The organism is Streptomyces sp. NPDC033131 (assembly GCF_055578365.1).
The window spans coordinates 34,076-60,489 of record NZ_JBVIPA010000036.1; the positions used below are offsets into that span (position 1 = coordinate 34,076).

The window sequence follows — 26,414 nt, forward strand, 5'->3', positions numbered from 1 at the left end:
GACTTCGGGGGAATGAGGACGATATGTCGTACGTGGAAATGCCCGGCGCGAAGGTGCCCATCCGTATGTGGGCCGACCCGGCGGCGGTCGACGACGGCGCGATGCAGCAGCTGCGGAACGTGGCGACGCTGCCGTGGATCAAGGGCCTGGCGGTCATGCCCGATGTGCATTACGGCAAGGGTGCGACGGTCGGGTCGGTCATCGCGATGCGCGGGGCCGTGTGTCCGGCGGCGGTGGGAGTGGACATCGGGTGCGGGATGTCTGCCGTCAAGACGTCCCTCACGGAGAACGATCTGCCGGGGGATCTCTCACGTCTGCGGTCGAAGATCGAGCAGGCGATTCCGGTGGGGCGGGGCATGCATGACAGTCCCGTCGATCCGGGTCGGCTGCACGGGTTCGCGACCGGCGGGTTGGACGACTTCTGGGGACGGTTTGACGGAGTGGCTGAAGCGGTCAAATTCCGGCACGATCGTGCTGGAAAGCAAATGGGAACGCTCGGATCCGGCAATCATTTCGTCGAAATATGCACGGATATGACCGGTTCTATCTGGCTCATGCTCCACTCCGGATCCCGCAACATCGGCAAGGAACTGGCCGAGCACCACATCGGCATCGCCCAGAAGCTCCCGCACAACCAGGGCCTGGTCGACCGCGACCTCGCCGTGTTCATCGCGGACACCCCGCAGATGGCGGCGTACCGCAACGACCTGTTCTGGGCGCAGGAGTACGCCAGGTACAACCGGACGATCATGATGGCGCTCCTCAAGGACGTGATCCGTAAGGAGTTCAAGAAGGCCAAGCCGCTCTTCGAGCCGGAGATCAGCGCACACCACAACTATGTCGCCGAGGAGCGCTACGAGGGGATGGACCTGCTCGTCACCCGCAAGGGCGCGATCCGCGCGGGTTCCGGCGAGTACGGGATCATTCCCGGTTCCATGGGCACCGGTTCGTACATCGTGAAGGGTCTCGGAAACGAGAAGTCCTTCAACTCGGCCTCGCACGGCGCCGGTCGGCGCATGAGCCGGACCGCGGCGAAGCGTCGCTTCTCGACGAAGGACCTGGAGGAGCAGACGCGGGGCGTGGAGTGCCGTAAGGACTCCGGCGTCGTGGACGAGATCCCGGGAGCCTACAAGCCGATCGAGCAGGTCATCGACCAGCAGCGGGACCTTGTCGAAGTCGTGGCGAAGCTGAAGCAGGTCGTGTGTGTGAAGGGCTGACGGTCAGGCGGGAGGGCCCGAGGAGACTCGGGCCCTCGACGCGTCACCGCAGCCGCTTCTCCAGCAGTGTCACCGCGTACGGGGTGCCTGGTCCGTCCTTCTTTCGCGTTGCTCTCCTACGGCCGTGTAGCCGGCCGACTCGTAGTGCGCGCGGAGGCGGGGGTTGGAACTGCTCACCAAGGAGTGCACACAAGGCCGAATTAGCTCGATCGTATGATCGTCCGCTTGCGGGCTTGCGGTGCTCTGGACTGATCGGGCTAACGTGATCGTGCGACCTGGAACACCGGGTACGGCGTCAGCGTGCGGGGCCCCTACTCCACCAGAGGATGGTTCAGGGTCTCCCCGTCGCCTCTGGCCGTACCCAATTGGCCAGGTCGTGAGGGAACTGGCCTCCCGGGCCCGGACCACGCACAGGATGCGTGTCGCCGCCCCGGGGTCGAGAACGCCGGGGACCAGCTCGCCCAAGACCGTTCGGGGCGCGCGGCTGAACGGACTCACTCCCGCTCAGTCCACAGGAACGGTTGGAGGTGAGGCAGTCGAGGTAGGGGCGGCCTGTTGCCGTGATGCGGGATTCCGCCTCCGCCAGCATGCGGCGGCCCGTGCCGGGCGGGGACGTGTGCGGGGTGGTCATCAGGCGGTGGACGTAGCCCGCGTCGGGTGGGCGGGGGCCCCAGGCGGCCTCGTCGGTCCACCGGAGTTCCCAGGCGCCGGCCAGGCTTCCTGCCGCGTGGGCCAGCCAGACCTCGTCCGTCTCCATGCACGTGCGGAAGTGGGTCTCGTCCTTCTCGCCCGGCTGCCGTTGGGGGATCCCGCGGGCCAGTTGCCACAGGGCCGACGTGTCGCGCAGGCGGACCAGGAGCCGCGCGTCGGCCGGGGTGGCCCTGCGGTAGGTCAGGGTGGGGTGGGTGGTGGGGAGCGGTTCGAGGAGGGCCGTGCGGAGGGTGTCCGAGAGGGCTCGCGCGTCCATGCCCAGGGCCTGGGTGACGTACCCCTCGACCGAGCCGTAGCGGGACCTCATCGCGGCGAGGAACAGGCGCATCACCGCCTCGGGAGCCCGGCCGTAGCCCGGCCAGGCCGGGGTGCGGCCGTCGTGGCGTGCCTTCCAGTCGGCGAGCAGGGCCGGGGTCGCCAGTTCCGTGAGGCTGAAGTCCTCCATGACGGTCGTGTCCGGGACGCCCAGCAGGGCCAGGACCAGGGCCGCCAGCTGGCCCGTGCGGTCCTTGCCCGAGGCGCAGTGGAAGACCACGGGGGCGTCCGCTTCGGCTATCAGTTCCAGCGCCCTGCGGAGCTCCTTCGTGCCGTCCTCCGCCACCTCCAGGTAGCGCTGCACCAGGTACGGGCCGGGGTCCACGTCCGGGGTCTGGACCGCCTGGTCGTAGGGGCGGTGCTCGATGCTGAGGTTGTGGTACGTGAAGGAGGGGTGGGACGGGACGCGGCCACTGGCGTCGGCCTCCCAGGAGTGGCGGAGGTCGATGACCGTGCGGATGCCGAGGGACAGGAAGCGGTCCCAGTCGGGGGTGCCGGTGTTCAGCTTGCCGAGGGAGTCGGCGCGGTAGAGGCGGCCCGGACGGACGCGGAGTCCGTCCGGGGTCGGATAGCCGCCCAGGTCGCGGAAGTTGTGCAGCCGGGAGAACGGCAGGTGTCTGTCCACGGACCGGGACCCTATGTCCCGCCGGCGCCGGGTGCTTCCTATTTCGGCGCGTGCGTCATCGCGTAGATCATCACGAAGGCGACGATGTGGATGCCGAAGAGGAAGTAGGCGAGCCACCACCACATCTGGCGTTCGTTGTGGTGCTCCTTGTCCGCCATCACGACTCCCGGTGGACTTTGGTGTTCGACGCCTGGGCGCGGGGGCGGACGACCAGGAGGTCGATGTTGACGTGGCTGGGGCGGGTGACCGTCCAGGCGATGGTGTCGGCCACGTCGTCGGCGGTGAGGGGCTCCGCCACGCCTTGGTAGACCTGCTCCGCCTTCTCCTGGTCGCCGGCGAAGCGGGTGAGGGCGAACTCGTCCGTCTTGACCATGCCGGGTGCGATCTCGATGACGCGGATCGGGCGGCCGACGATCTCCAGGCGGAGGGTCTCGGCGAGGACGTGGGTGCCGTGCTTGGCGGCGACGTAGCCCGCGCCGCCCTCGTAGGTGCCGTGGCCGGCGGTCGAGGAGACGACGACGACGGTGCCGTCACCGCTCGCGTCGAGCTTGGGGAGCAGGGCCTGGGTGAGGTTGAGGGTGCCGATGACGTTCGTCTCGTACATCGAGCGCCAGTCGGCCGGGTCGCCGGTTGCCACGGGGTCGGCGCCGAGGGCCCCGCCCGCGTTGTTGACCAGGACGCCGATCGCGGGGAACGCGGTGGCGAACTCGTCCACCGCGGCGCGGTCGGTGACGTCGAGGGCGTACGCGGTCGCCTGGTGGCCGGCCGCGTTGATCTCCTCCGCCAGTGCCTCGATGCGGTCCTTGCGGCGGGCGGTCAGGACGACGCGGTAGCCGGCCTCGGCGAGCCGGCGTGCCGTGGCGGCGCCGATTCCGCTGCTCGCACCGGTGACGACGGCGATGCGGGAGGCGGCGGACGGTGCGGCGGTGGCCATGGGCTGCTCCTCGGGCGGGGTCAGAAACCTGTTCGGCCAGGATAGGCAGGCCCGGTGGCCGGGCGGTCGGGCGTCTCGTCCTCCGGTCTGCCCGGTCGGGGGCGCGGTGGGAGAATGAGGTGGGTGATCCTTTGGTTTCACCGGAGGTGGATCAATGGGACAGGCACGTGAGGTCATGGACCGGCTCACGGACGCGCTGACCGCGCACCAGGACATCAAGGTCATAGGTGAGCTGTATGCCGACGACGCGGTCGCCTTCACTCCCGACGAGGGGGAGATCCGCGGGCGCGACAACATCGTCGAGTACTGGCGGCAGATGACGGAGGCGGTCCCCGAGGCCACCTTCGAGACGCTGCACTCGTACGAGGTCGGTGACACGGCCATCGACGAGGGATTCTTCACCGGGAGGAACACCGGGCCGCTGCAGCTGCCCAACGGGGAGACGCTTCCGCCGACGCAGAAGGAGATCAGGCTCCGCGGGGTGGACATCGCCACCGTGGCGGACGGCCGGATCGTCGACTACCGGCTCTACTTCGACGAGATGGACTTCCTGGGGCAGCTGGGTCTGCTGTCCGACGAGCCGGCCTGAGCCGTCGCGCCTCGCATTCCCTCAGTTGCCGCGCGGGGCGTACATGATCACCGCCATGCCGGCGAGGCAGATCAGTGCGCCCGTGACGTCCCAGCGGTCCGGGCGGTAGCCGTCCGCGGCCATGCCCCAGGCCAGGGAACCGGCGACGAAGACTCCGCCGTACGCGGCGAGGATGCGGCCGAAGTCGGCGTCCGGCTGGAGCGTGGCGACGAAGCCGTAGGCGCCGAGGGCCAGGACGCCCGCGCCGATCCACAGCCACCCGCGGTGTTCGCGCACGCCCTGCCAGACCAGCCAGGCGCCGCCGATCTCGAAGAGCGCGGCGACGACGAAGAGGGCGGCGGAGCGGAGGACGAGCATGCGGGCCAGCCTGCCATGCGCGTGCGGGCGGCCGGGTGTCACCTGTTGGGCTGCGCCTGTGGGGCGCCGCGCGTGGGATACATCCCGTACGACCACGGCTGACTGCGGACTGAGGAGTGGTGGCATGCGGGAACGGGTTCTGCGCGGGCTTGCGGTGTGGGGTGCCGTGGTGGTGGCGGTGGGCGGGGTGGCTCCGGTCGCCTCGGCCGCGGAGGGGCCCGAGGCCGATCTCGCCTATCACGGGTCCGCGGTGATGGCCTTCGGCCGGGTCGACGTGGGGTTCACGCCGCGCAATCACGGGCCGTCCGCGGTGCCGGACGCGACGGTGCGGCTGCGCTGGTCCCATCCGTTGGCGTTCCGGCAGACGCTGCCGGACGGGTGTGCGCGGTCGGGGCTGCGAGTGGTGCTGTGCCGCGTGGGGGCGCTGGCCGCGGACGGGCTGGGCGAGCGGATCGAGGTGGGGGTCCGGCTGCGGGGGGCGCCGTCGGAGGTGCTGCTGGAGATCGACACGGTGTGGAGCGGCGGGGCGGTGGACCGTAACCGCGACAACGACCGGCGGCGGGTGCTGGTCCTGGACACGGGGGACGCGTACCACTTCTGACAGTTCTGGCGGAGGGCGGGGTGCGGGGACGGCCGGTGCTCATCCCCTGAGCGGCGGCCGGGCGGGTCAGGCCGGCGCGCCCAGCGTCATCGCGGCGACCACCGGGGCGGCGTACACCAGCGGGAACGGGATGTGGGAGTACCAGCGCGCCCGCGCCACGGTGACGACCGCCCCGGTGAAGTACAGCACCAGGCCGATCCCGGCCGCGATCCCGATGACCGGCACGAACAGGCCGGCCAGCAGACCCACGGCCCCGGCGGTCTTCGCCGCCCCGAGCCAGGGCCACCACGAGGTCGGCACCCGGTAGTCGGTCAGCGCCTTGGTGATCCACTCGGCCCGGGTGAGGACGACGATCCCGGAGTAGCCCGCCATGGCGGCGGCGAGCAGGGTGACGACGGTGTGGGCGACGGACATGGGGTGCTCCTCGTATCGGTGGGCTGCGGTGCGTTCACCGGGTTGACGGGGAGCGGGGCGGAAGTGTGACAGGGCGGCCGGGGCTTTTTCCGGCGGCGGTCGCGCCCGGGGCCGGGCAGGCCTCAGTGGTGGTGTTCCGCCGGTGCCGTGCGCGGCTGCGACCGGCCGGCGGCCGTGGGGGCGAATGAGGCGGCAGTCGGCGATGGGCGCGATGACGATTCCGACCGACACGGGATCAGAGGGTCAGACCGAGTGCGGTGCCGTGGAGGAGGCCGGCCGTCGAGGCGGAGTCGACGATGCCGGGGACCAGGCCCGAGGTGAAGCGGCGGTCGCGCAGGACCGGGTCAGTGCACGGCCTGCGCGTACGCCGTCGGTGGTACGCCCACCGTGGCCGCGAAGTCGCGCACCAGGTGGGCCTGGTCGGCGTAGCCGAGGTCGGCGGCGAGGGCTGCCCAGTCCACCGCCTTGTCGGTCTCCGCCCGTTCCAGCGCCTCGTGGATGCGGTAGCGCAGGATGACCCACTTGGGGCCGACGCCGACGTACGCGGCGAACAGGCGCTGCAGCAGTCGTACGGACATGCCCTCGGCGCGGGCGAAGTCGGCGACGCGGCGGATCGTGCGGTCGGTGTGGATGCGGTCGACCAGGGCCGTGGCGAGGTCGGCCTGGGGGTCGGGCCGCGGGTCCAGGCCGAGGAGGAAGGCGTCGAGGGCCGCGATCCGGGCCTGTTCCTCGTCCGGGGTGAGGATCGCCGTGGGGTCCGCGTCCGGGAGGACCTCGGGGGAGCGGATCCGGTGGCCCGTCCAGTGGGTGACGGGGTACTCGGGGGCGAAGGGGCGGAAGCCGCCCGGCCGGAACTTGATGCCGCAGACCCGGCCCCGGCCTTCCAGCTTCTGTGCGAAGAGGCCGGGCTGGATGCCCGCGACCTCGACGAAGGGCTCCTGGTCCGTGAACCGCTGGAAGACGATGTTGACCGCCGGATGCGGGACCACGTGCGAGACGTACGGCTCGGAGAGGTTCCAGTCGATCAGCCAGTACTGCTCGACGTACCGGCGCAGCGGCTCGGCGGGCTCGACGCGGCGGAAGTCCACGTGCGTGAAGAGCTCCGCGGCGTCGACGATGCCTCGGGTGTCACGGCGTACGGGGGCCATGGACCGATCGTAGGACCGGGCACTGACAGTCGCGGGCGGGCGGAATACGGCGGCGAGGGTGACCGTTTTCCGATATAGTTCAACGGTCAACAACTTTGGAGGTTGAGCGACCATGCAGTTCGGGATCTTCAGCGTCGGCGACGTCACGCCGGACCCCACCACGGGCCGTGCGCCGACCGAGCGTGAGCGCATCAAGGCCATGGTCGCCATCGCGCTGAAGGCCGAGGAGGTCGGGCTCGACGTCTTCGCGACCGGCGAGCACCACAACCCGCCCTTCGTGCCGTCGTCGCCGACGACCATGCTCGGCTACGTGGCGGCGCGCACGGAGAAGCTCATCCTCTCCACCTCCACCACGCTCATCACCACCAACGACCCGGTGAAGATCGCCGAGGACTTCGCGATGCTCCAGCACCTCGCCGACGGCCGGGTGGACCTGATGATGGGGCGCGGCAACACCGGCCCGGTGTATCCCTGGTTCGGCCAGGACATCCGGGAGGGCATCAACCTCGCCGTCGAGAACTACGCCCTGCTGTACCGGCTGTGGCGCGAGGACGTCGTGAACTGGGACGGCAAGTTCCGCACCCCCCTCCAGGGGTTCACGTCCACGCCCCGCCCGCTGGACGGCGTACCGCCCTTCGTCTGGCACGGCTCGATCCGCTCGCCCGAGATCGCCGAGCAGGCCGCCTACTACGGCGACGGGTTCTTCCACAACAACATCTTCTGGCCGGCCGACCACACCAAGCGGATGGTCGAGCTCTACCGGAGCCGGTACGCCCACTACGGGCACGGCACCCCGGAGCAGGCGATCGTCGGCCTGGGCGGCCACGTCTTCATGCGGCCCAACTCGCAGGACGCGGTGCGCGAGTTCCGGCCCTACTTCGACGTCGCCCCGGTCTACGGACACGGGCCCTCGCTGGAGGACTTCACCGACCAGACCCCGCTGACCGTCGGCTCCCCGCAGCAGGTCATCGAGAAGACCCTGTCCTTCCGCGAGTACGCGGGCGACTACCAGCGCCAGCTGTTCCTGGTCGACCACGCCGGGCTGCCGCTGAAGACCGTGCTCGAACAGCTCGACATGCTCGGCGAGGAGGTCGTGCCGGTGCTGCGCAAGGAGTTCGCCGCGAGGCGTCCGGCCGGGGTGCCTGAGGCGCCGACCCACCAGTCCCTGCTCGCGGCCGCATCGAAGGGAGTGGACGTCGCATGAGGCTCGTCGTCGTCTCGGCCGGACTGAGCGTCCCCTCCTCCACCCGGCTGCTGGGAGACCGGCTGGCCGCGGCCGTGGGCCGGGACCTGCCGGCCGAGGTCCAGGTCGTCGAGCTGCGCGAGCTCGCCGTGGAGATCGCGCACCACTTCACCTGATTCTGGCGAGGATGCCCCGGCGTTCACGCCGGGGAGGAATCGCCTCCCGTGATCGCGATGCGGTGCATCGCCGCAACTGTTCCACGCCGGGCGCGGAGCGCTCGCACGGCTGCCCGGCGGAGCCGGGAAAAGCGAACAACCGCTCGATGTGTCACTGGTGGTGGTGATCTGGCGACGGTAGGCGTTCGTGTGTGTGGTGGTCGTACTACGGTCCGATGTCATGAAGCTGGTGGTGCAGGTCAAGCTGTTGCCGTCGCCGGAGCAGGCGGCGGCGCTGGAGGCGACCCTGCGTGCCTGCAACCGGGCCGCCGACCACGTTTCGCGGGTTGCGTTCGAGTCGGGAGTGAGGGATCGCAACGGCCTGCAGAAGCTGGTCTACGCGGATATCAAGGCCACGTTCGGGCTGTCGGCGCAGCCCGCGGTGCGGGTGGTGAAGAAGGTCGTCGACGCCTACCACGCGCTCGCGGCCGGCCTGAAGGCAGGGCGGCTGGGCGGTCCGGGGTCCAAGCAGTACCGGAAGGCGGTCGGTTCGCCGGTCGGTTTTCGGCCGGAGGCGGCGCAGCCGTTCGATGACCGGTGCCTGTCCTGGCAGACGGACGCGCGTACGGTGTCGATCTGGACGGTGGACGGGCGGATGCGGGGCATCCGCTATACCGGCTCCGCCGGCCAGCTCAAGACCCTGGCCGAGTACCGCAGGGGCGAGAGCGACCTGGTCCGGCGGGGCGGGAAGTGGTTTCTGATCGCGACCTGCGACCTTCCCGATCCGGCAGTGTACGAGCCGGCCGACTGGATCGGTGTGGACCGTGGCATCGTCAACCTCGCCACCACCAGCGACGGCACCAACTACCAGGGCCGCCGCCTGAACCGTTACCGGCGCTGGCATGCCCGCAAACGTGCCGAACTCCAGGCCAAGCGCACCCGTTCGGCCACCCGCCGTCTGGCCCGCCGCTCGCGGAAGGAACAGCGCCATGCCACGCATGTGAACCACCGAATCAGCAAGGAGATCGTGTCCGTCGCGCAACGCACCGGTTGCGGGATCGCCGTCGAGCAACTCGACGGGATCCGCGAGCGGGTACGGCTTCGCCGCGACCAGCGGGCCACGCTCTCCTCCTGGCCGTTCCACCAGCTCGGACAGCACCTCGCCTACAAGGCCCGCCGGGCCGGGATGCCGTTCTTGGAAGTGGATCCGGCCCACACCTCGCAGCGCTGCCCGCGCTGCGGGCACACCGAGCGGGCCAACCGGCCCACCCGGGACCGTTTCTGTTGTCGTCGGTGCGGCCTCGCTGGGCCCGCCGATGTCGTCGCCGGGGTCAACGTGCGCGACCGCGCACGCTCGGCGTGGGTGTTCGTCACCACACCCGTCCCCGCACCGGCCTGAACAGGCCGGACCGTGGGGAGATGCGACCCGTGACCGTCCCGTCGTAGGGGGCAGTCGGGAGCGCGACAAGGTGTGAACGACCGAGTGCACAAGCTCGGCCGTTCACGGCCGAGAAGGTGACCAACGGGTTCCCGGGGCGGAAACTGGCCGCCGCCATCGACGCGGTGACCGGGGCTGACGGGCTGATCGTCGTCACGCCGGTGTTCTCGGCGTCGTACAGCGGGCTGTTCAAGTCCTTCTTCGACGTGATCGACAAGGACGCGCTGGCGGGGACGCCGGTGCTGATCGCGGCCACCGGCGGCACCGCCCGGCACTCGCTCGTCCTGGAGCACGCGCTGCGGCCGCTCTTCGCCCACCTGCGGGCCGTCGTCGTCCCCACCGGGGTGTACGCGGCCTCGGAGGACTGGGGCGCCGAAGGTCTGGACGGGCGGATCGAGCGCGCGGCGGGGGAGCTGGCGGCCCTGATGACCGGGCTGTCGGCGGCCAAGCCCGTCAAGGACGACTTCGCGGTCGTGCCGTTCGAGGAGCGGCTGGCGGCGCTGCGGACCGCAGGGTGAGAGGCCGGTAGGGCGCGCCCCGGGTTGCGCCCCCACCGGTGAGAGGGCAGTAAGAAGGGAACCCGGTGAGCCGTTCATCACGCCGTACGCCTGTGCCGGCTTGGCACACTGAGGACGTGCCCCGAACTGTGCTGCTCGCCGAAGACGACCGCGCCATCCGTCATGCGCTGGAGCGCGCCCTGACCCTGGAGGGGTACCGGGTGACCGCGGTCGCCGACGGTGTCGAGGCGTTGGCCCAGGCTCACAGGAGTCCGCCGGACGTCCTCGTGCTGGACGTGATGATGCCCGGGATCGACGGGCTGCAGGTCTGCCGGGTGCTGCGCGCCGAAGGGGACCGGACGCCGATCCTGATGCTGACGGCGCTCGTGGAGACCCAGGACCGGATCGCCGGACTGGACGCGGGCGCCGACGACTACGTGGTGAAGCCCTTCGACGTCGAGGAGGTCTTCGCGCGGCTGCGGGCGCTGCTGCGCCGGACCAGTCCGGTCGGCGCGCTGAGCGGTGCGCCGAGACCGCCGCGGGAGCCCGAGGTTCCCGACGGCCGGGTCGAGGCGGCCGGGCTGCGGATGGACGTCCAGGCGCGGCGGGCCTGGCGCGGCGGGCGGGAGCTGGAGCTGACCCGCACCGAGTTCGAGCTGCTGGAGCTGCTGGTCCGCAACGCGGGCATCGTCCTCGACCACTCCACCATCTACGACCGGATCTGGGGCTACGACTTCGGTCCGGGCTCCAAGAACCTCGCCGTGTACGTCGGCTACCTGCGCCGCAAGCTCGACCAGCCGGGGGCGCCGCTGCTGATCCACACGGTCCGCGGTGTGGGTTACGTGCTGCGGGAGGACTGAGGAGTGGGCCGCCTCGGGCGACTGCCGACGAGACGGCGGCTCCGGCTCCTGTCGCTGCGGACCACGTTCGCCGTGTCCTTCGCCGCCGTGACCGCCGCCGTCACCCTGCTGGTCGGCGTGCTGTCCTACAACGCGGCCGCCCGGCTGGTCCGGGTCGACCAGGAGTCCGTGTTCGACGAGGTCGTGCAGGACCTGCGGGGCGAGGTGCGCACGCACCGGATGACGCCCGACGACTTCTCCTCCTCCGCGCCGGGCCACGACCTCGTACGGCCCGCCCGCACCGACGTACAGGTGCTCGGGCCGGACGGCAGGGTCGTCGACCCCGGCCGGCCGGGGCTGCCGGTCGTCGCCGGTGACCGGCGGATCGCGGCCGGCCCGGTGGCCGGGACGATGGTCGAGCACAAGGACGTCGACGTCGGCAACGACGTCTACCGCGTCGCGACCGTCGCGCTCGGCGGCGGGCGGGGCGCGGTGCAGGTCGCGCAGGAGTTCAGCGACACCGAGGACCTGCTGCGGGCCCTGCAGCAGCGGACGCTGGCCCTGATGGCCGCGGTCGTCGTCGCGGCCGGGCTGTTCGGCTGGTGGCTGGCCCGGCGCATCACCCGACGGCTGGTGATCCTCACCTCCGCCGCCGAGGACGTCGCCCGCACCCGCCGGCTCGGCATCCAGGTGCCCGTCGCCGGCTACGACGAGGTCGGCCGCCTCGGCCGCGCCTTCGACCGCATGCTCGGCCGGCTCGCCCAGTCCGAGGAGGACCAGCGCCGGCTCGTGCAGGACGCCGGACACGAGCTGCGTACGCCGCTGACCTCCCTGCGGACGAACATCTCCCTCCTGCGCAGGATCGACGAGCTGCCCCCCGGCACCCGGGACGAACTGGTGGCGGACCTCGGTCAGGAAGCCCGCGAACTCACCGACCTGGTCAACGAGCTGGTCGACCTCGCGGCCGGGCAGTCCGACACCGAGCCGCCGCAGCGGGTCGACCTCGCCGACATCGCCGAGGACGTCGCCGGGCTCGCCCGCCGCCGTACCGGCAGGCAGGTCGTCGTCCGCGCGAGCGGTGACACGACGACCGACGGCCGCCCGGGGATGCTCCAGCGGGCGCTGTCCAACCTCGTCGAGAACGCGGCCAAGTTCGACCGTGACGGCACCGCGCCCATCGAGATCAAGGTCAGCGGTCCGGCCGGGCCCGGCCCGGTCCGCGTCGAGATCCTCGACCGGGGGCCCGGCATCGCCGACGCCGACCTGGTCCGCGTCTTCGACCGCTTCTACCGCGCCGCCGACGCGCGTTCCCTGCCGGGATCCGGCCTCGGCCTGTCCATCGTGCGGGAGGTGGCACTCGCGCACGGGGGAGCACCCTTCGCCGTCCGGCGGGAGGGGGGCGGCACGGTGATCGGGTTCACGGTGGGCGGGGGCTGAGGCGGGGACGGGCATCCGGTGCGGGACGCGCGGGACGCGCGGACGGCGTCGCGGAGGGTCGGCCCGGGCCGGTGTCCGCGTCGTCGGACACGAGGCGGCGGTCGCTGTCGCCGGCCCTCCGGCACTCCGGACGTGACCTGGTCCTCGTACGGGACGTACGGGACGTACGGGACGTGCTGCGGGAGGCCGGGCGGCGGCCGTTCGCGAGGTGGAGGGCCGGTGGCCGGCGGGACCGGCGGGCCGGTCTTCGGCCGGGCGGCCCCTACGGTCGCCCCGTTCGGTCCGCCCCGTCGCCGCTTCCTTCGCCGGTCCGGTCGGTCGGCCGGGGAGTACGCTGAGATGACCGAGGATATTCCGCGCACCGGCCGCCACGCCTGTGTCGTTTTCGGTGATCGAAGATGCCGGGTCGGTCGCGATCGGCCTGGAGCAGGGCTGTGTCATGGCTGCGACCATCACCCGCTCGTCGGCCCCCGAGGACCGGCCCTCGGCACCCCTTCTTCGCCTGGCCCTGGCTCTCGTCGGCTCCGCGCCGGCCCCCTTGGACGGCGCCTGGTGGCCCCGCACGCGGAACCTCGCGGTCCCGCTCCCCTTCCTGACGGCCGTACTCGATCCGCGGTGGGGCCGGGTCATCCACGCGATGGTGCCTCCCTTCCGCCGGTCGGCGGTCCCGCGCGAGGCGCCCGTCGCCGGCCGCGTGAACCCGTGGCGTCCGGCGCCGCCTCCGACCCGGCTTCAGCCGACGGCAGGGAGGTGAGCGCCATGGAGGCCATCGTGACCGTGGTGGTGATCCTGGCGATGACCGCCGTGGGCGTGCTCCTCATCCGACGGCTCAACGCGCAGCACGACGAGCGCATCGCCGCCTTCCACTACGGCTCGCCCCGCCCCGCTCTGCGGATACCGGTTCCGGCCCGCCCGTGGAAGACGCGCCGCGCCCGCGAGGGACAGCGGGAGGCCGACGCGCCCGACCAGTCGTAGGCCCGACGAGGACGCCCCGGAGAGGAGCCATGACCCATCCCGGACCGAACGTGCAGCGGCATGACCGAACCGTCCCTGTCGGCCGCGAAAGCCGTGCCCTGCTCACCCTGGACGGTGGTGCGCTGTGACGGTCGCGAACACGCCGTCACCCGCGCACGGGGTACGCCTGCGGCGGCTGAGCCGCGGGCAGGCCGAGACCCTGCGGGAGGATCTGGCCGACCTGTACGTGGAGGCCTCGCGGGCGCGGGCCGGCAGGGAACACGAGGGCCGGGAGGGGTTCCTGCGGCGGCTGACCGGTGACATGCGCCGGCCCGGGTTCGCCCTGCTGGTCGGAGAGGACACGGCCTTCGTCGGGTGCGCCTACGGATTCCCCGTACGGCGCGAGGGGGCGTGGTGGCGGGGATTCGTCGGAGCCCTTCCCCGGAGCGTGGAACAACTCACCGCGTCCGGACACGTCTTCGCGATCGCCGAGACCCTGGTCCACCCCCACACGATGGACCGGAACCTCGCACGCCGACTCCAGGAACGCCTGCTCGCCGACCATCACGCCTCCCTCGGGGCGACGCTGGTCGACCGGGCCGACACCAAGGCCTTCGACGCCTTCCTGTCGTGGGGATGGCAGGACATCGGTCATGTCCGCCGCCCGTCGGACCCGGCGAGCCCGCGCCCGTCGGCCCCGGAGGTACTCCGCGCCCTGGTCCTTCCCCTCGGCCCGCACACGGCCACCGGCGGCCGGGACGGCCACACCCACGCCCACGAGAACCGCACCTCACGGCCGGACTGACCGTCCGCGGGGAGAGCGGTGGAGCTCCCCGACGGGGAGCCGTACGGACTTTCCCGGCGCCGCTCAGCCGGCGACCCTCAGCATCTGTGCCATCGCGGCGACCACCGACGGCTCGACCCGGTAGTAGACCCAGGTGCCGCGTCGCTCGGAGGTGAGGAGGCCGGCCTCCTTGAGCTTCTTGAGGTGGTGGGAGACGGTCGGCTGGGAGACGCCGACGTCGGAGATGTCGCACACGCACGCCTCGCCGCCCTCGTGCGAGGCCACGAGCGAGAACAGCCGGAGCCGGACCGGGTCGCCGAGCGCCTTGAACATCCGCGCCGTCCGCTCGGCCTCGTCGGCGGTGAGGGGCCGTTCGGTCAGCGGCGGGCAGCACGGTGCGGCGGCCTCCGGGGCCGCCGCCGGCTCCAGCAGAGGCAACACCTTCAGGTTTGACATGCATCTATGTTGACATACGTCGAACCACTTAGGGCAGCGCCGGCGCGTGGAACTCCCCGAGACCGGCGGCCAGGTCCCGGTCCAGCCAGTAGCGGCGCGGTTCGGCGAGCATGACGTCGACGCTGACGGTGAGGATGCCGGGGATCCTGGCGAGTTCGTCGTCGATGAAGAGCGCCAGGGCGGAGCGGTCGGTGACCAGGCCGGTGGCGAGGACGGACATGTCGCTGGCCACGTGTGCGACGAGCCGGGTCTGGGGGAGCCGGTCGATGCGGCGCATGACGTCGGGGGTCTCGCCGGGCGCGACCCGCAGCCGGAGCATGAAGGGGGTCTGGAAACCCAGCCATTCCGACACGATCTCCAGGCGCGGCTGGACCCACCGTTCGTCCAGGACGCGGCGTACGACGCGGTGGGCGGTGGAAGTGGCGAGGTCGCAGGCCCGGGCGATGCTCGCGGCGGAGGCCCGGCCGTCCTGGATCAGCTGGGTGACGACCGTGCGCTCGGCCTCGCTGAGGGGTTTGGCGGGGGGCGTCGCCGTCGCGGTACCTTCCGGCCGCGCGCCGGCCTGCTTCAGCAGTTCGGCCCGCTCGGCGTCGGTCAGGAACTGGGGGTCCCAGGTGATGCCCCGGCGCAGGGTGCTCAGCGCGGGCAGGGCGTTGACGCGACGGACGCCGGGGACGGAGAACATCCGGTCGATCGCCTCGCTGGTGGCCGCCTCCGAGGGGGCGTGGACGACGGCGTAGAGGGGATAGTCGCCCGAGATCTGCGCCAGGAGCTGCAGGTGGGGCAGGTCGCGGAGCCGGTCGAGGACGGCCAGCGGGGTGTCGCCGGTGATGTCCAGGAAGACGTGGACCGGCATCGCCGTGGAGTGCACGCCCCAGTCGGCCTGCCCGATCACGCGGACCATCCGGGCCTCGTGCAGCCGGTCGTAACGGCGCTTCAGCGTGCCGGCGTCGGCGGACAGGATCGCGCCGATGTCGTCCCAGGTGGCCCGGGGTGCCAGGTGCAGTGCCCCGATGAGGCGCCGGTCGAGCTCGTCGAGGAGAGGGCGGGTCATGGTGTCCCACCTTAGACTGCGAAAGCTTGCCGATTAATCCCACTGTTACAGACGGAGACTAGAGAATCTCTCATTCTACTGTCATGGTTTGCGAGAACATCCCCTTCCGTTCTCCATGGCTCCACGAAGAGGTCCCATGAGCGCCACCGCGACCCCACCCCGGCCGACCGAACCCCCCTCGAGAGTCCTGCGCGCCGCGTTCCGCGCGTTCGCGGCGATCGAGAAGGCCGGCAACAAACTGCCCAACCCGTTCTGGCTGTTCTGGATCCTCGCGGGAGTCGTCGCCGTCCTCAGTGCCGTGCTGGCGACGGTCGGCGTCAGCGCCGCGCACCCCGGCACGCACGAGAGCATCGAGGTCCAGAACCTGCTCAGCAGAGCCGGCCTCACCATGGCCGTCGAAGGAGCCGTCGACAACTTCGCCGCCTTCCCGCCGCTGGCCACCATCCTCACCGTGATGTTCGGCATCGCCGTCGCCGAGAGGAGCGGACTGTTCTCCGCCCTGCTGCGCAGGATGGTCGCGCGGGTGCCGGGCAGGTATCTAACCTTCGCGCTGTCGATGACGGCCATGGTCAGCCATGTCGCCGGCGACGCCGCCTACGTCACCCTCATCCCGCTCGGCGCACTCGTCTTCCGCGCGGCGGGCCGCAGCCCGGTGCTCGGCTGCATCGTCGCCTACGTCTCCATCTCCGCCGGCTACGACGCCTCGCCGTCCCTCACCACGACCGACGTCCTGCTGTCGTCGATCTCCACCGCCGCCGCCCACACCATCGAGCCCGGATACGTCGTCACCCCGGTCGCGAACTACTTCTTCGGCCTGGGCTCGTCCGTCCTCGTGGCCCTGGTGATCACGCTCGTCGTCGACAAGGTCCTCGCCCGCCGCTCGGATCTGGAGCCCGACGAACCGGTCGCCGCGCTGAACGCCGACGAACTGGAGGCGATCGAGGTCACCGGGCAGCAGCGCCGCGCCCTGCGCGCGACCGGGCTGGTCGCCCTCGGTTTCCTCACGTTCCTGGTGGTCGCCATGATCCCGGCGTCCTCACCGCTGCGCGGCGAGAGCGGCGGCATCGTCGACTCCCCGCTGATCGGCGGGATGGCGCTCGTCCTGGGCGTGTTCTTCGCCGTCCTCGGTACCGTCTACGGCCCGGATGACCGGCGCTTTCTCCGCTGCCCGCGACATCGTCGCCGCGATGGTCGACGGCACCCGGTCGATGGCGCCGATCCTTGTCCTCTTCTTCGCGATCTCCCAGTTCCTCGCCTACTTCAAGTGGACGAACATCGGCAACATCCTCGCCGTCAAGGGCGCGGAGACCCTGCGCGGTCTGGACATGCACGGCTGGACGGTGCTGGTCGGCATCGCCGTACTGATCACGTTCATGAACCTCGTCATCACCAGCGGCTCCGCGCTGTGGGCGCTGGCCGCGCCCGTCCTCGTGCCCATGCTGATGCTCATCGGCATCGAGCCCGAGACCACCCAGGCCGTCTACCGCGTCGCCGACTCCGTCACCAACTGCGTCACCCCGATGAGTCCGTACTTCGTGATGGCGCTGGGCTTCGTCCAGCAGTACCGCAAGTCCGCCGGTATCGGCACCCTGGCCTCCTTCACGATCCCCATCGCCGCCGTCGTCTGGGTCGTCTGGATCGCGTTCTTCGTGGCCTGGTACCTGCTGGGCATCCCGTTCGGCATCAGCTGACCCCGCCCTGCCGCCGGCAAACGCCACCCCCCACTCCCGTACGAGAAAGCAGATCATGACCGCATCGCCCGCTGTCGCTCTCACCGCCCGCGCCCAGGACGTCTCGTCGGAGACCGTCACCGACATCCTGACGCTCGTCCGCCACGAGACCAGCAGCTACGACCTGTCCGGGCTCGCGGCAGGCCTGGACCTCCTGCGCGAGCTGGCCGTCCACCGGCTCGGGCGGCCCGACCGCGAACACCGGCACCCGGGCGGCGCGTACGGAGACACCCTCACGCTGACGTACACCGGCACCGGCGCCGGGCACGTCGCGCTCGTCGGCCACTACGACACCGTGTGGCCGACCGGCACGCTCGCCGGCTGGCAGCAGCCGGCCACGGACGGCAGGGCCAAGCTCAGCGGACCGGGCATCTTCGACATGAAGACCGGCCTGGCCCAGGGCATCTGGGCCCTGAAGCTGGCCCGGGAGAGCGGCGCACCCGTGCCCACCGTCACCTTCCTCTTCAACGGCGACGAGGAGATCGGCTCGTTGTCCTCACGCCCGGTGATCGAGAAGGTCGCGCAGAAGGCCGACGTCACGCTGGTCCTGGAGCCGACCGCTCACGGCGCGGTCAAGACCGCCCGCAAGGGCTCCGGCATCTTCCGGGTCACCGCCACCGGCGTCGAGGCGCACGCCGGGCTCGCCCCCCAGGACGGCGCGAGCGCGATCACCGCGCTGTCCGAGTTCGTGGTCGCCGCCACGGCCGTCGCCGACCCCGGCAAGGGCACCACGGTCAACACCGGGCTCATCAAGGGCGGCTCCGCCACCAACGTCGTCGCCGGACAGGCCACCGCGAGCGTCGACATCCGGGTCGGCAGCGAGGCCGAACAGGACCGGGTCGACGCCGCACTGGACGCCATCGAGGTCAGCGACCCCCGCGTCCGCCTCGACATCGAACACGCCTGGAACCGGCCGCCGATGACCCTCAACGCCGCCTCCGCCCCTCTCCTCGCCCTGGCCCGCGAGGTCGCCCGCGAGCAGGGCCGGGGCGAACTGCCCGACGCCGCCGTCGGCGGTGCCAGCGACGCCAACTTCGTCGCCGCGCTCGGGTTGCCGGTGCTGTGCGGCATGGGCGCGGTCGGCGACGGCGCCCACGCCCAGGGCGAGTTCATCTACCCCGACACGGTGCCCGCGCAGACGGCACTGGTCGCCGGGCTGCTCGGACGACTCACGCGGCCGCTGCGCGGCTGAATACGGCGACGACAACCGCCGGGCCCTTCCGGACATGACGAGGGCGGGGCCCGAAAACCCCGCCCGGCACTCGGGAAACCTCAGCTCACGGCCACACCAGGCAATAAGGCTGATGCCCCGCCTCATGCAGCCGGTGGCTGAAGTCCTGCCACTCGTGCAGCAGTTGGTACACGTTGAACGCGTCCCGGGGCCCGCCCCGGTCCGGCACCGTCGACCAGATGAACGCCGCCGCGCCCACCGCCTCCTCGCCTATGCCACGGAGCGGGTCGACCACGGTCATCGGGAGCTTCACGACCGCGTAGTCGGGGTGCAGGACGACCAGCTCCAGCGGCGGGACCTTGTGGAGGGGGACGCCCTCGATGCCGGTGAGGACCATCGCGGCCATGGTCTCCGGCTTGATCTTGGTGAACATGCCGTTCATGCCGAGCTCGTCGCCGCCGAGTTCCTCGGGGCGCATCGAGATCGGGACGCGGGCTGCGGTCGCGCCGTCCGGCGCGCCGAAATACTTGTACGTCACCCCCACCCGACCACCATTCCTGCTCCCCGCCCTCAGCCGGTCGACCCGTCGGTCGGCCCGCTCCGGCTCCTCACCCGGTCCACCGGGTACACCTGGTACAACGTGTCCCTGCCGGGCTTCGTTCGATTCCTCCGCGTCGCGTCGGTGCTTTCCCCGCCGGGCACGTCGAGGACCCAGGCCGTCAGTCCCCTCGCCCAGTCCGCCACCGCGATGCATATCTCCACCCGACTGCTTTTCTAGGACGCGTGGCCCCCGCCGCGCAACCCGATCATCGTGTCAGTGACCTCCCCCACGGCCGCCCGCCGAAACGTGCGTTGAAACACCTGACCGCAGGATCTTCGCAGCCCCTGAACAGGGCTCACCACAACTTCGTCCCTGTGAGCTGTGTGTATCAGGTCCCAGTCTCGCAGATCACGGAGGGCGGGGACTGGTTGCCGGGTCAGTAGCCGTCTCAGCAGAGCATTCGCCCCCGCCTCGGCAGCGCATCCGCCCCCCGCCTCGGCAGCGGTCCCGCTGCCGTCGGTGCCCCCTGGCCTACCCTGAGGAGGTCACTGGCAAAACCGGAGTCCGAGCAGTCGGAGAAGGTCGGAGAAGTCGCAGAACATGAGCGAACTGCCCTATTCATACGATGCGCCTGTCTCGCAGGCCCTGTTCGACCGCGCGGCCACCGTCACGCCCGGCGGCGTGAACTCCCCGGTGCGCGCCTTCCGTGCCGTGGGCGGAACGCCCCGGTTCATGGTGTCCGGCAGCGGCCCGTACCTCACGGACGCCGACGGGCGCGAGTACGTCGACCTGGTCTGTTCCTGGGGGCCCATGATCCTCGGGCACTCCCACCCCGAGGTCATCGCCGCCGTGCGGGACGCGGTCTCGCGCGGCACCTCCTTCGGCACACCCGGTGAGGGCGAGGTCACGCTCGCCGAGGAGATGGTCGGCCGGATCGAGCCGCTGGAGCAGGTGCGGCTGGTGTCCAGCGGGACCGAGGCCACCATGTCGGCCATCCGGCTCGCCCGCGGGTTCACCCGGCGCACCAAGGTGATCAAGTTCGCCGGGTGTTACCACGGTCACGTCGACTCGCTGCTCGCCGCCGCCGGGTCCGGGGTCGCGACCTTCGCCCTCCCCGACACCCCCGGCGTCACCGGCGCCCAGGCCGGCGACACCATCGTCCTGCCCTACAACGACCTCGACGCCGTGCGCGCCGCCTTCCAGGCCCACCCCGGCGAGATCGCCTGCGTGATCACCGAGGCCTCGCCGGGCAACATGGGCGTCGTACCGCCGATGCCCGGCTTCAACCAGGGGCTGAAGGACGTGTGCGCGGCGAACGGCGCGCTGTACATCTCCGACGAGGTCATGACGGGCTTCCGGACCAGCAAGGCGGGCTGGTACGGCATCGACGGCGTCCGGCCCGACCTGATGACCTTCGGCAAGGTGATGGGGGGCGGGTTCCCGGCCGCCGCCTTCGGTGGCCGCGCCGACGTCATGGGGCACCTCGCGCCCGCCGGGCCCGTCTACCAGGCCGGCACCCTCTCCGGTAACCCCGTGGCGACCGCCGCCGGTCTGGCCCAGCTGCGGCTGCTCGACGACGCGGCCTACGCCAAGGTCAACGACGTGTCGGCGCAGATCCAGGCGCTGGTCTCCGGGGCCCTCACCAAGGAGGGCGTCGCGCACACCGTGCAGAACGCCTCCAACATGTTCTCCGTCTTCTTCACGGACCGCCCGGTCCGTGACTACGAGGACGCCAAGGCGCAGGAGTCGTACCGCTTCACGGCCTTCTTCCACTCCATGCTGGCGGGCGGCGTCTACCTGCCGCCGTCGTCCTTCGAGTCCTGGTTCGTGTCCACGGCCCACGACGAGCGGGCCGTCCAGCGGATCGCCGACGCCCTTCCGGCGGCGGCCCGAGCATCTGCGGAGGCCACGCAAGCATGAGCGGCAACGGCAACGGCAACGACATCAAGGACATCACCGTCGTCCACCTCATGCGGCACGGCGAGGTCGCCAACCCGGACGGCGTCCTCTACGGCCGTCTCGGCGGCTACCACCTCTCCGAGCTCGGCCGGCAGATGGCCGACCGGGTCGCCGAGCACCTCGCCGGCCGTGACGTGACGCACGTCGTGGCCTCCCCGCTGGAGCGGGCGCAGGAGACGGCGACGCCGATCGCCAAGGCGCACGGGCTGGACATCGCCACCGACGAGCGGCTCATCGAGGCCGAGAACGTCTTCCAGGGCAAGACCTTCGGGGTCGGGGACGGGGCGCTGCGGCGGATCGAGAACTGGAAGCACCTGGTCAACCCGTTCAAGCCGTCCTGGGGTGAGCCGTACGTCGACCAGGTCATCCGCATGATGGGCGCGCTCGACGCGGCGAAGGACCGGGCGCGTGGCCACGAGGCCGTGCTCGTCAGCCACCAGCTGCCGATCTGGATCGTGCGGTCGTACGTCGAGAAGCGGCGGCTGTGGCACGACCCGCGCAAGCGGCAGTGCACGCTCGCGTCCCTGACGACCTTCACGTACCAGGGCGACAGGATCGTGTCCGTCGGTTACACCGAGCCGGCCCGCGACCTCGTCCCGGCCCATCTCCTCGCCGGTGCCAGGCCGGTGAAGGGGCAGGGCAAGGCCTTCGGGGCGTAGGGCCCGTTCTGCACGCCTCTGTTACGAAATCCGCAAGTACCGGAGGAACCTCCCCGTTCGTCGCCGCCTCTGACTGGGTGACCAGCAGAGAACGTGACGAACGGGGATGCGATGCGCACTCTCACCCGCAGAGGAGCACTCGGACTCGGCGCGGGCGCCGCGGCCGCCGCAGGACTGGCGGGGTGCGGCACGCTCATCTCGTCAGACGGGTCCAACCATGCCGGAGGTTCCGGTTCCGGTTCCGGGGACGGCCGTCCGAGCAGCCCGAAGCCCACCGCCCGCCCCCTCGGTGACGGCTCCACCTCCTTCACCGGCAGGCAGCCCCACCAGCCCGCGAAGCCGGAGCCGTTGGAGCCGGGGCAGACCCCTCCGCAGTTCGTGGTCTTCTCCTGGGACGGGGCCGCCGAGGTCGGCAACGGCCTCTTCCCGCGCTTCCTCGACCTCGCCAAGGAGCACGAGGCGAGCATGACCTTCTTCCTCTCGGGGCTGTATCTCCTGCCCGAGTCGAAGAAGCGCCTCTACGACCCGCCGAACAACCCGCGCGGCGCCTCCGACATCGGCTACCTCACCGACGAGCACGTCAAGGCGACGCTGGCCAACGTCCGGCGGGCCTGGCTCGAAGGGCACGAGATAGGCACCCACTTCAACGGCCACTTCTGCGGCGGCACCGGATCCGTCGGCAACTGGACGCCCCGGCAGTGGCGCAGCGAGATCGACCAGGCCAAGTCCTTCGTGAAGGAGTGGCGCACCAACACGGGCTGGACCGACCTGCCCGCGCTGCCCTTCGACTACGACAAGGAACTCGTCGGCGGCCGCACGCCCTGCCTGCTCGGCCAGGACAACCTGCTGCCCACCGCCCGCGAACTCGGCTGGCGCTACGACGCCTCCTCGCCCGGCGGCCGTCAGGTCTGGCCGCGGAAGCGGGACGGGATGTGGGACCTGCCCCTGCAGGCGATACCTTTCCCCGGCCGCCGGTTCGAGGTCCTGTCGATGGACTACAACATGCTCGCCAACCAGTCCGTCAACTCCACCAACGCGCCCTCCCACAACCACCCGGCCTGGCGCGAGCAGTCCGCCGGCGCCTACATCGGGGGATTCAAGCGGGCATACGAGACGAACCGCGCACCCTTCTTCGTCGGCAACCACTTCGAGCAGTGGAACGGCGGCATCTACATGGACGCCGTCGAGGAGGCCCTGAAGCACATCGCGCGGGAGAAGGAGAAGGGCGAGGACGTGCGCCTGGTCTCCTTCCGGCAGTTCGTCGACTGGATGGACGTGCAGAAGCCGGAGGTGCTGGCCACGCTGCGGACGCTCGACGTCGGGCAGCAGCCGGCCGGCGGCTGGAACGAGTTCCTGAAGGGCACCGCCTCGGCGACCGCCTCCGGGACCCCCTCGAACGCTGCCTGAAATGCGGGTTTCCGCCCGCAAGGGGGGTGCGCAAGATCCCCAGAACGGGCATGCGAAACTTTTCACATGAGTGCCGCCAGCCGTAGTCGCACCCGTCGTCGTGCCGTCCTGCTCACCGCCGTCACCGCGGCAGCCGCGCTGACCCTTTCCGCGTGCGGCTCCGGCGGTACGTCAGGCGGAGGCGGCGACACCAACTTCGTCACCGGCAACAACGGCATCGACACCGTCGCGCAGGGCAAGCGGGTCGCGGCCCCCGACCTCTCCGGCGGCACCATCGCCGGCAAGCAGCTCGACGTCGCCGACTACAAGGGCAAGGTCGTCGTCCTGAACGTCTGGGGCTCCTGGTGCGGCCCGTGCCGCGCGGAAGCCAAGTACTTCTCCAAGATCTCCAAGGAGTACGCCGGCAAGGGCGTCCAGTTCGTCGGCATCAACACCCGGGACACCAGCACCGGAGTCGCGCTCTCCTTCGAGAAGGACTTCGGCATCACCTACCCGAGCCTGTACGACCCCACGGGCAAGCTGATGCTCCGCTTCAAGAAGGGCACCCTCAACCCGCAGCTCATCCCGTCCACGCTGGTCATCGACAAGGACGGCAAGGTCGCCGCGCGGGCGCTGCAGGCCCTCGGTGAAGAGGATCTGCTCAGCATGCTCAAGCCCGTCCTCGCGGAGAAGTGACGTGAGCGCGCTGGTGACCCTCGCCGAGGCGACGGGCCGCAACGAGACCGTGTTCAGCGGCGCCCTGCTGGTCGCCCTGCCCGTCGCCCTGCTCGGCGGACTCGTCTCCTTCTTCTCACCGTGCGTCCTGCCCCTGGTCCCCGGCTACCTCTCCTACGTCACCGGAGTCACCGGCACCGACCTGGCCGACGCCCGGCGCGGGCGGATGGTCGTCGGTGCCTCGCTGTTCGTGCTCGGCTTCACCGCCGTGTTCGTCTCCGGCGGGGCCCTGTTCGGGTACTTCGGCGAGTCGCTGCAGGAGCAGAAGGGCATCCTGTCCAAGGTGCTCGGTGTGCTCATGATCCTCATGGGTGTCTTCTTCATGGGCCTGATGCCCTGGCTCACCCAGCGCGAGTTCCGCTTCCACAAGAAGCCGGCCACCGGACTGGTCGGCGCCCCCGTCCTCGGTGCCCTCTTCGGCATCGGCTGGGTGCCGTGCATCGGACCCACCCTCGCCTCCGTGCAGGCGCTGTCCTTCAGCCAGGCGAGCGCCGGCCGCGGAGCCATACTGACGGTCGCGTACTGCGTGGGCCTCGGCGTACCGTTCGTGCTCGCCGCGGTCGCCTTCCGCAAGGCGCTCGGCGCCTTCGGCTGGGTCAAGCGCCACTACGTCTGGGTGATGCGCCTGGGCGGCACCATGATGATCGTGACCGGTCTGCTGCTGCTGACCGGCGCGTGGGACCAGATCGTCTCCGAGATGCAGAACTGGTCCAACGGCTTCACTGTGGGGATCTGATCGATGAGCAAGACCACCACCGGCGCGCCCGCCGACGCGACCCCGGACGAACAGGACCTCGGCGCCGCCGGCTCCCAGCTGTCCACCGCACCCAAGGAAGAGCTGCCCAACCTGCCATCCCTGGGCGTCATCGGCTGGGCCCGCTGGTTCTGGCGGCAGCTGACCTCCATGCGGGTCGCGCTGCTGCTGCTCCTGCTGCTGTCGCTCGGCGCGATCCCCGGCTCGCTGATCCCGCAGTCCGGGACCGACGAGACGAAGGTCGCCGACTTCCGCAGCGCGAACCCCACCCTCGGTGACGTCTACGACAAGCTCGGGCTCTTCCACGTCTACAGCTCGGTGTGGTTCTCCGCGATCTACATCCTGCTGTTCGTCTCCCTCATCGGCTGCATCGTCCCGCGCACCTGGCAGTTCGTGGGCCAGCTGCGCGGCCGCCCGCCGGGCGCCCCCCGGCGCATGACCCGGCTGCCCGCCTACACCACCTGGCGCACCGAGACGGAGCCGGAGCAGGTCCGCGAGGCCGCGCTCGCCCTCTTGAAGAAGCGCCGCTTCCGCGCCCACCTCGCCGGGGACGCCGTCGCCGCCGAGAAGGGCTATCTGCGTGAGGTCGGCAACCTCGCCTTCCACATCGCCCTCATCGTGCTGCTGACCGCCTTCGCGTGGGGGCAGCTCTTCAAGATGGAGGGCAACAAGCTGGTCGTGGAGGGCGACGGGTTCTCCAACACCATGACGCAGTACGACGACTTCAAGTCCGGCAACCTCTTCAGCCAGGACGACCTGGACCCCTTCAGCTTCGTCCTCGACGACTTCACCGGCACCTACGAGACGAGCGGCCCGAACAAGGGCACCCCGCGCACCTACCAGGCGGCCCTCGACTACAGCGTCGGCGCCTACGGCAAGGACGAGAAGACCATCGTCAAGGTCAACGAGCCGCTGGAGATCGGCGACTCGAAGGTCTACCTCACCGCCCACGGCTACGCGCCCGTCATCACCGTCCGCGACGGCAAGGGCAACGTCGTCTACAGCCAGGCCGTCCCGCTCCTGCCGCTCGACTCCAACGTCACCTCCTCCGGTGCGATCAAGGTCATGGACGGCTACCGCAACGCCAAGGGCGTCAGGGAACAGCTCGGCTTCCAGGCCTTCTTCCTGCCGTCCTACGTGCCCGGCAACGAGGTGGCCTCGCAGTTCCCGGCGCTCACCAACCCGGTGCTGAACCTGGAGGCCTACCACGGTGACCTCGGCGTCGACTCGGGCATCCCGCAGAGCGTGTACCAGCTCGACAAGAGCCACCTGAAGGAGTTCAAGAACTCCAAGGGCGAGCAGCTCAGGGAGAACCTGAAGCCCGGCGAGACCATGCGGCTCCCGGGCGGCGCCGGCTCGGTCACCTACGAGGCCACCAAGGAATGGGCCAACTTCCAGATCACCCGGCAGCCCGGCAGCGGCTGGGCGCTCGGCGGCGCGATCACCGCGATCTTCGGTCTGGCCTGCTCCCTGTTCATCCAGCGCCGCCGCGTGTGGGTGCGGGCCGTCAAGGGCGACGACGGTGTCACCCTCGTCGAGATGGCCGGCCTCGGCCGCAGCGAGTCCGCCAAGGTGCCCGAGGAACTCGGCGACCTCGCCGGGATCCTGTACGACCAGGCACCGGGCGCGCCCACCGACACGGGGGCGGAGCCGGACGGTGTGTCCGACTCCGACGCCGCATCTGCCGAAAGGCCTGAGAATTGAATCCTCTCCCGCGCGGAACAAGGGAGATTCCTGGCTCACGCCGCCCGGCGGACCAGCGGCCCTCCAG

Annotated in this window: 25 protein-coding genes and 3 pseudogenes; 20 read left to right on the top strand and 8 right to left on the bottom strand. The window is 70.8% G+C overall.

Features of this window, described 5'->3' with window-relative positions:
- The first annotated feature begins 23 nt into the window (after window positions 1–23).
- A complete protein-coding gene (locus ACZ5XS_RS34415; protein ID WP_468658018.1) occupies window positions 24–1,217 on the top strand; it encodes an RtcB family protein in 1,194 nt (397 codons plus the stop codon).
- 331 nt (window positions 1,218–1,548) lie between these two features.
- Here ACZ5XS_RS34415 and ACZ5XS_RS34420 read toward each other — a convergent pair whose 3' ends face one another.
- Both ACZ5XS_RS34420 and ACZ5XS_RS34425 read right to left on the bottom strand, forming a co-directional pair.
- Window positions 1,549–2,868, bottom strand: a complete 1,320-nt coding sequence (locus tag ACZ5XS_RS34420; RefSeq protein WP_468658020.1) for a tyrosine-protein phosphatase — start codon at window positions 2,866–2,868, stop codon at window positions 1,549–1,551.
- 157 nt (window positions 2,869–3,025) lie between these two features.
- Entirely contained in the window at window positions 3,026–3,802 is a 777-nt protein-coding gene (locus tag ACZ5XS_RS34425) for an SDR family NAD(P)-dependent oxidoreductase (protein WP_468658021.1), read from the bottom strand.
- Window positions 3,803–3,956: 154 nt separating this feature from the next.
- Here ACZ5XS_RS34425 and ACZ5XS_RS34430 point away from each other — a divergent pair, with 154 nt between their 5' ends.
- Window positions 3,957–4,391, top strand: a complete 435-nt coding sequence (locus tag ACZ5XS_RS34430) for an ester cyclase (protein ID WP_468658023.1) — start codon at window positions 3,957–3,959, stop codon at window positions 4,389–4,391.
- Window positions 4,392–4,412: 21 nt separating this feature from the next.
- Here the strand turns inward: ACZ5XS_RS34430 and ACZ5XS_RS34435 are convergent, their stop codons facing one another.
- Window positions 4,413–4,748, bottom strand: coding sequence for a YnfA family protein (locus ACZ5XS_RS34435; RefSeq protein WP_217235336.1), 336 nt, complete (start codon window positions 4,746–4,748; stop codon window positions 4,413–4,415).
- A 124-nt stretch (window positions 4,749–4,872) separates the two neighbouring features.
- On the opposite strand from ACZ5XS_RS34435, the gene ACZ5XS_RS34440 reads away from it, so the two are divergent.
- Window positions 4,873–5,349: a hypothetical protein gene (locus ACZ5XS_RS34440; protein WP_468658025.1), complete on the top strand. Its 477-nt coding sequence runs from the start codon at window positions 4,873–4,875 to the stop codon at window positions 5,347–5,349.
- A gap of 66 nt (window positions 5,350–5,415) precedes the next feature.
- Here ACZ5XS_RS34440 and ACZ5XS_RS34445 read toward each other — a convergent pair whose 3' ends face one another.
- A complete protein-coding gene (locus tag ACZ5XS_RS34445; protein ID WP_217235332.1) occupies window positions 5,416–5,763 on the bottom strand; it encodes a DoxX family protein in 348 nt (115 codons plus the stop codon).
- A 344-nt stretch (window positions 5,764–6,107) separates the two neighbouring features.
- Entirely contained in the window at window positions 6,108–6,911 is an 804-nt protein-coding gene (locus ACZ5XS_RS34450; protein ID WP_468658027.1) for a DUF6597 domain-containing transcriptional factor, read from the bottom strand.
- A gap of 112 nt (window positions 6,912–7,023) precedes the next feature.
- Here ACZ5XS_RS34450 and ACZ5XS_RS34455 point away from each other — a divergent pair, with 112 nt between their 5' ends.
- The 9 genes and pseudogenes from ACZ5XS_RS34455 (at window position 7,024) to ACZ5XS_RS34495 (ending at window position 14,219) form a co-directional block, all read left to right on the top strand.
- Window positions 7,024–8,115 carry an LLM class flavin-dependent oxidoreductase gene (locus tag ACZ5XS_RS34455; protein WP_468658029.1) on the top strand — a complete coding sequence of 364 codons (1,092 nt, stop codon included), beginning with the start codon at window positions 7,024–7,026 and terminating at the stop codon, window positions 8,113–8,115.
- Window positions 8,112–8,267: pseudogene (locus ACZ5XS_RS34460) on the top strand (oxidoreductase); the annotation flags it as partial. The gene ACZ5XS_RS34455 and the pseudogene ACZ5XS_RS34460, both read left to right, overlap by 4 nt.
- Window positions 8,268–8,490: 223 nt before the next feature.
- Window positions 8,491–9,648 (top strand): RNA-guided endonuclease InsQ/TnpB family protein, encoded by a 1,158-nt coding sequence (locus ACZ5XS_RS34465; protein WP_468658031.1) that lies wholly within the window; start codon window positions 8,491–8,493, stop codon window positions 9,646–9,648.
- A gap of 107 nt (window positions 9,649–9,755) precedes the next feature.
- Window positions 9,756–10,205: pseudogene (locus tag ACZ5XS_RS34470) on the top strand (CE1759 family FMN reductase); the annotation flags it as partial.
- A gap of 128 nt (window positions 10,206–10,333) precedes the next feature.
- The gene (locus tag ACZ5XS_RS34475; RefSeq protein WP_468658127.1) at window positions 10,334–11,044 is read left to right on the top strand and encodes a response regulator transcription factor; all 711 of its coding nucleotides are present in this window, start codon (window positions 10,334–10,336) and stop codon (window positions 11,042–11,044) included.
- Window positions 11,045–11,047: 3 nt separating this feature from the next.
- Window positions 11,048–12,460 (top strand): HAMP domain-containing sensor histidine kinase, encoded by a 1,413-nt coding sequence (locus ACZ5XS_RS34480; protein WP_468658033.1) that lies wholly within the window; start codon window positions 11,048–11,050, stop codon window positions 12,458–12,460.
- A gap of 439 nt (window positions 12,461–12,899) precedes the next feature.
- Window positions 12,900–13,214 carry a DUF5994 family protein gene (locus ACZ5XS_RS34485; protein WP_468658035.1) on the top strand — a complete coding sequence of 105 codons (315 nt, stop codon included), beginning with the start codon at window positions 12,900–12,902 and terminating at the stop codon, window positions 13,212–13,214.
- A 5-nt stretch (window positions 13,215–13,219) separates the two neighbouring features.
- Complete coding sequence (locus ACZ5XS_RS34490) at window positions 13,220–13,435, top strand: hypothetical protein (protein ID WP_468658037.1); 216 nt, start codon at window positions 13,220–13,222, stop codon at window positions 13,433–13,435.
- A gap of 124 nt (window positions 13,436–13,559) precedes the next feature.
- Complete coding sequence (locus tag ACZ5XS_RS34495) at window positions 13,560–14,219, top strand: hypothetical protein (protein WP_468658039.1); 660 nt, start codon at window positions 13,560–13,562, stop codon at window positions 14,217–14,219.
- Window positions 14,220–14,282: 63 nt separating this feature from the next.
- Here the strand turns inward: ACZ5XS_RS34495 and ACZ5XS_RS34500 are convergent, their stop codons facing one another.
- Both ACZ5XS_RS34500 and ACZ5XS_RS34505 read right to left on the bottom strand, forming a co-directional pair.
- Complete coding sequence (locus ACZ5XS_RS34500; RefSeq protein WP_468658040.1) at window positions 14,283–14,654, bottom strand: ArsR/SmtB family transcription factor; 372 nt, start codon at window positions 14,652–14,654, stop codon at window positions 14,283–14,285.
- 28 nt (window positions 14,655–14,682) lie between these two features.
- Entirely contained in the window at window positions 14,683–15,708 is a 1,026-nt protein-coding gene (locus ACZ5XS_RS34505) for an AsnC family transcriptional regulator (RefSeq protein ID WP_468658042.1), read from the bottom strand.
- A gap of 136 nt (window positions 15,709–15,844) precedes the next feature.
- Here ACZ5XS_RS34505 and ACZ5XS_RS34510 point away from each other — a divergent pair.
- Together ACZ5XS_RS34510 and ACZ5XS_RS34515 are read left to right on the top strand one after the other, a co-directional pair.
- Window positions 15,845–17,399: pseudogene (locus tag ACZ5XS_RS34510) on the top strand (AbgT family transporter).
- 55 nt (window positions 17,400–17,454) lie between these two features.
- Window positions 17,455–18,630 carry a M20 family metallopeptidase gene (locus tag ACZ5XS_RS34515; protein ID WP_468658044.1) on the top strand — a complete coding sequence of 392 codons (1,176 nt, stop codon included), beginning with the start codon at window positions 17,455–17,457 and terminating at the stop codon, window positions 18,628–18,630.
- Window positions 18,631–18,715: 85 nt separating this feature from the next.
- Here the strand turns inward: ACZ5XS_RS34515 and ACZ5XS_RS34520 are convergent, their stop codons facing one another.
- Window positions 18,716–19,153, bottom strand: coding sequence for a hypothetical protein (locus tag ACZ5XS_RS34520; protein ID WP_003974483.1), 438 nt, complete (start codon window positions 19,151–19,153; stop codon window positions 18,716–18,718).
- A 597-nt stretch (window positions 19,154–19,750) separates the two neighbouring features.
- On the opposite strand from ACZ5XS_RS34520, the gene hemL reads away from it, so the two are divergent.
- From hemL to resB, 6 genes are all read left to right on the top strand, one after another.
- Window positions 19,751–21,070 carry a glutamate-1-semialdehyde 2,1-aminomutase gene (hemL, locus tag ACZ5XS_RS34525; protein ID WP_468658046.1) on the top strand — a complete coding sequence of 440 codons (1,320 nt, stop codon included), beginning with the start codon at window positions 19,751–19,753 and terminating at the stop codon, window positions 21,068–21,070.
- Window positions 21,067–21,768 carry a histidine phosphatase family protein gene (locus tag ACZ5XS_RS34530; RefSeq protein ID WP_468658048.1) on the top strand — a complete coding sequence of 234 codons (702 nt, stop codon included), beginning with the start codon at window positions 21,067–21,069 and terminating at the stop codon, window positions 21,766–21,768. The genes hemL and ACZ5XS_RS34530 overlap by 4 nt, the downstream gene beginning before the upstream one ends.
- 111 nt (window positions 21,769–21,879) lie before the next feature.
- A complete protein-coding gene (locus tag ACZ5XS_RS34535; RefSeq protein WP_468658050.1) occupies window positions 21,880–23,175 on the top strand; it encodes a polysaccharide deacetylase family protein in 1,296 nt (431 codons plus the stop codon).
- Between the two features lie 66 nt (window positions 23,176–23,241).
- Window positions 23,242–23,850 (top strand): TlpA family protein disulfide reductase, encoded by a 609-nt coding sequence (locus ACZ5XS_RS34540; protein ID WP_468658052.1) that lies wholly within the window; start codon window positions 23,242–23,244, stop codon window positions 23,848–23,850.
- A gap of 1 nt (window position 23,851) precedes the next feature.
- Window positions 23,852–24,625, top strand: coding sequence for a cytochrome c biogenesis CcdA family protein (locus ACZ5XS_RS34545; protein WP_468658054.1), 774 nt, complete (start codon window positions 23,852–23,854; stop codon window positions 24,623–24,625).
- A 3-nt stretch (window positions 24,626–24,628) separates the two neighbouring features.
- The gene (resB, locus tag ACZ5XS_RS34550; protein ID WP_468658056.1) at window positions 24,629–26,347 is read left to right on the top strand and encodes a cytochrome c biogenesis protein ResB; all 1,719 of its coding nucleotides are present in this window, start codon (window positions 24,629–24,631) and stop codon (window positions 26,345–26,347) included.
- The last annotated feature ends 67 nt before the right edge of the window (window positions 26,348–26,414 follow it).

Excerpts from the sequence above, each read along its gene's own strand:
- ACZ5XS_RS34415 (WP_468658018.1), top strand. The coding sequence starts at position 24 with ATGTCGTACGTGGAAATGCCCGGCGCGAAGGTGCCCATCCGTATGTGG.
- ACZ5XS_RS34425 (WP_468658021.1), bottom strand. The coding sequence starts at position 3,802 with ATGGCCACCGCCGCACCGTCCGCCGCCTCCCGCATCGCCGTCGTCACC.
- ACZ5XS_RS34430 (WP_468658023.1), top strand. The coding sequence starts at position 3,957 with ATGGGACAGGCACGTGAGGTCATGGACCGGCTCACGGACGCGCTGACC.
- ACZ5XS_RS34435 (WP_217235336.1), bottom strand. The coding sequence starts at position 4,748 with ATGCTCGTCCTCCGCTCCGCCGCCCTCTTCGTCGTCGCCGCGCTCTTC.
- ACZ5XS_RS34440 (WP_468658025.1), top strand. The coding sequence starts at position 4,873 with ATGCGGGAACGGGTTCTGCGCGGGCTTGCGGTGTGGGGTGCCGTGGTG.
- ACZ5XS_RS34445 (WP_217235332.1), bottom strand. The coding sequence starts at position 5,763 with ATGTCCGTCGCCCACACCGTCGTCACCCTGCTCGCCGCCGCCATGGCG.
- ACZ5XS_RS34450 (WP_468658027.1), bottom strand. The coding sequence starts at position 6,911 with ATGGCCCCCGTACGCCGTGACACCCGAGGCATCGTCGACGCCGCGGAG.
- ACZ5XS_RS34455 (WP_468658029.1), top strand. The coding sequence starts at position 7,024 with ATGCAGTTCGGGATCTTCAGCGTCGGCGACGTCACGCCGGACCCCACC.
- ACZ5XS_RS34465 (WP_468658031.1), top strand. The coding sequence starts at position 8,491 with ATGAAGCTGGTGGTGCAGGTCAAGCTGTTGCCGTCGCCGGAGCAGGCG.
- ACZ5XS_RS34485 (WP_468658035.1), top strand. The coding sequence starts at position 12,900 with ATGGCTGCGACCATCACCCGCTCGTCGGCCCCCGAGGACCGGCCCTCG.
- ACZ5XS_RS34490 (WP_468658037.1), top strand. The coding sequence starts at position 13,220 with ATGGAGGCCATCGTGACCGTGGTGGTGATCCTGGCGATGACCGCCGTG.
- ACZ5XS_RS34500 (WP_468658040.1), bottom strand. The coding sequence starts at position 14,654 with ATGTCAAACCTGAAGGTGTTGCCTCTGCTGGAGCCGGCGGCGGCCCCG.
- ACZ5XS_RS34505 (WP_468658042.1), bottom strand. The coding sequence starts at position 15,708 with ATGACCCGCCCTCTCCTCGACGAGCTCGACCGGCGCCTCATCGGGGCA.
- ACZ5XS_RS34515 (WP_468658044.1), top strand. The coding sequence starts at position 17,455 with ATGACCGCATCGCCCGCTGTCGCTCTCACCGCCCGCGCCCAGGACGTC.
- hemL (WP_468658046.1), top strand. The coding sequence starts at position 19,751 with ATGAGCGAACTGCCCTATTCATACGATGCGCCTGTCTCGCAGGCCCTG.
- ACZ5XS_RS34530 (WP_468658048.1), top strand. The coding sequence starts at position 21,067 with ATGAGCGGCAACGGCAACGGCAACGACATCAAGGACATCACCGTCGTC.
- ACZ5XS_RS34535 (WP_468658050.1), top strand. The coding sequence starts at position 21,880 with ATGCGCACTCTCACCCGCAGAGGAGCACTCGGACTCGGCGCGGGCGCC.
- ACZ5XS_RS34540 (WP_468658052.1), top strand. The coding sequence starts at position 23,242 with ATGAGTGCCGCCAGCCGTAGTCGCACCCGTCGTCGTGCCGTCCTGCTC.
- resB (WP_468658056.1), top strand. The coding sequence starts at position 24,629 with ATGAGCAAGACCACCACCGGCGCGCCCGCCGACGCGACCCCGGACGAA.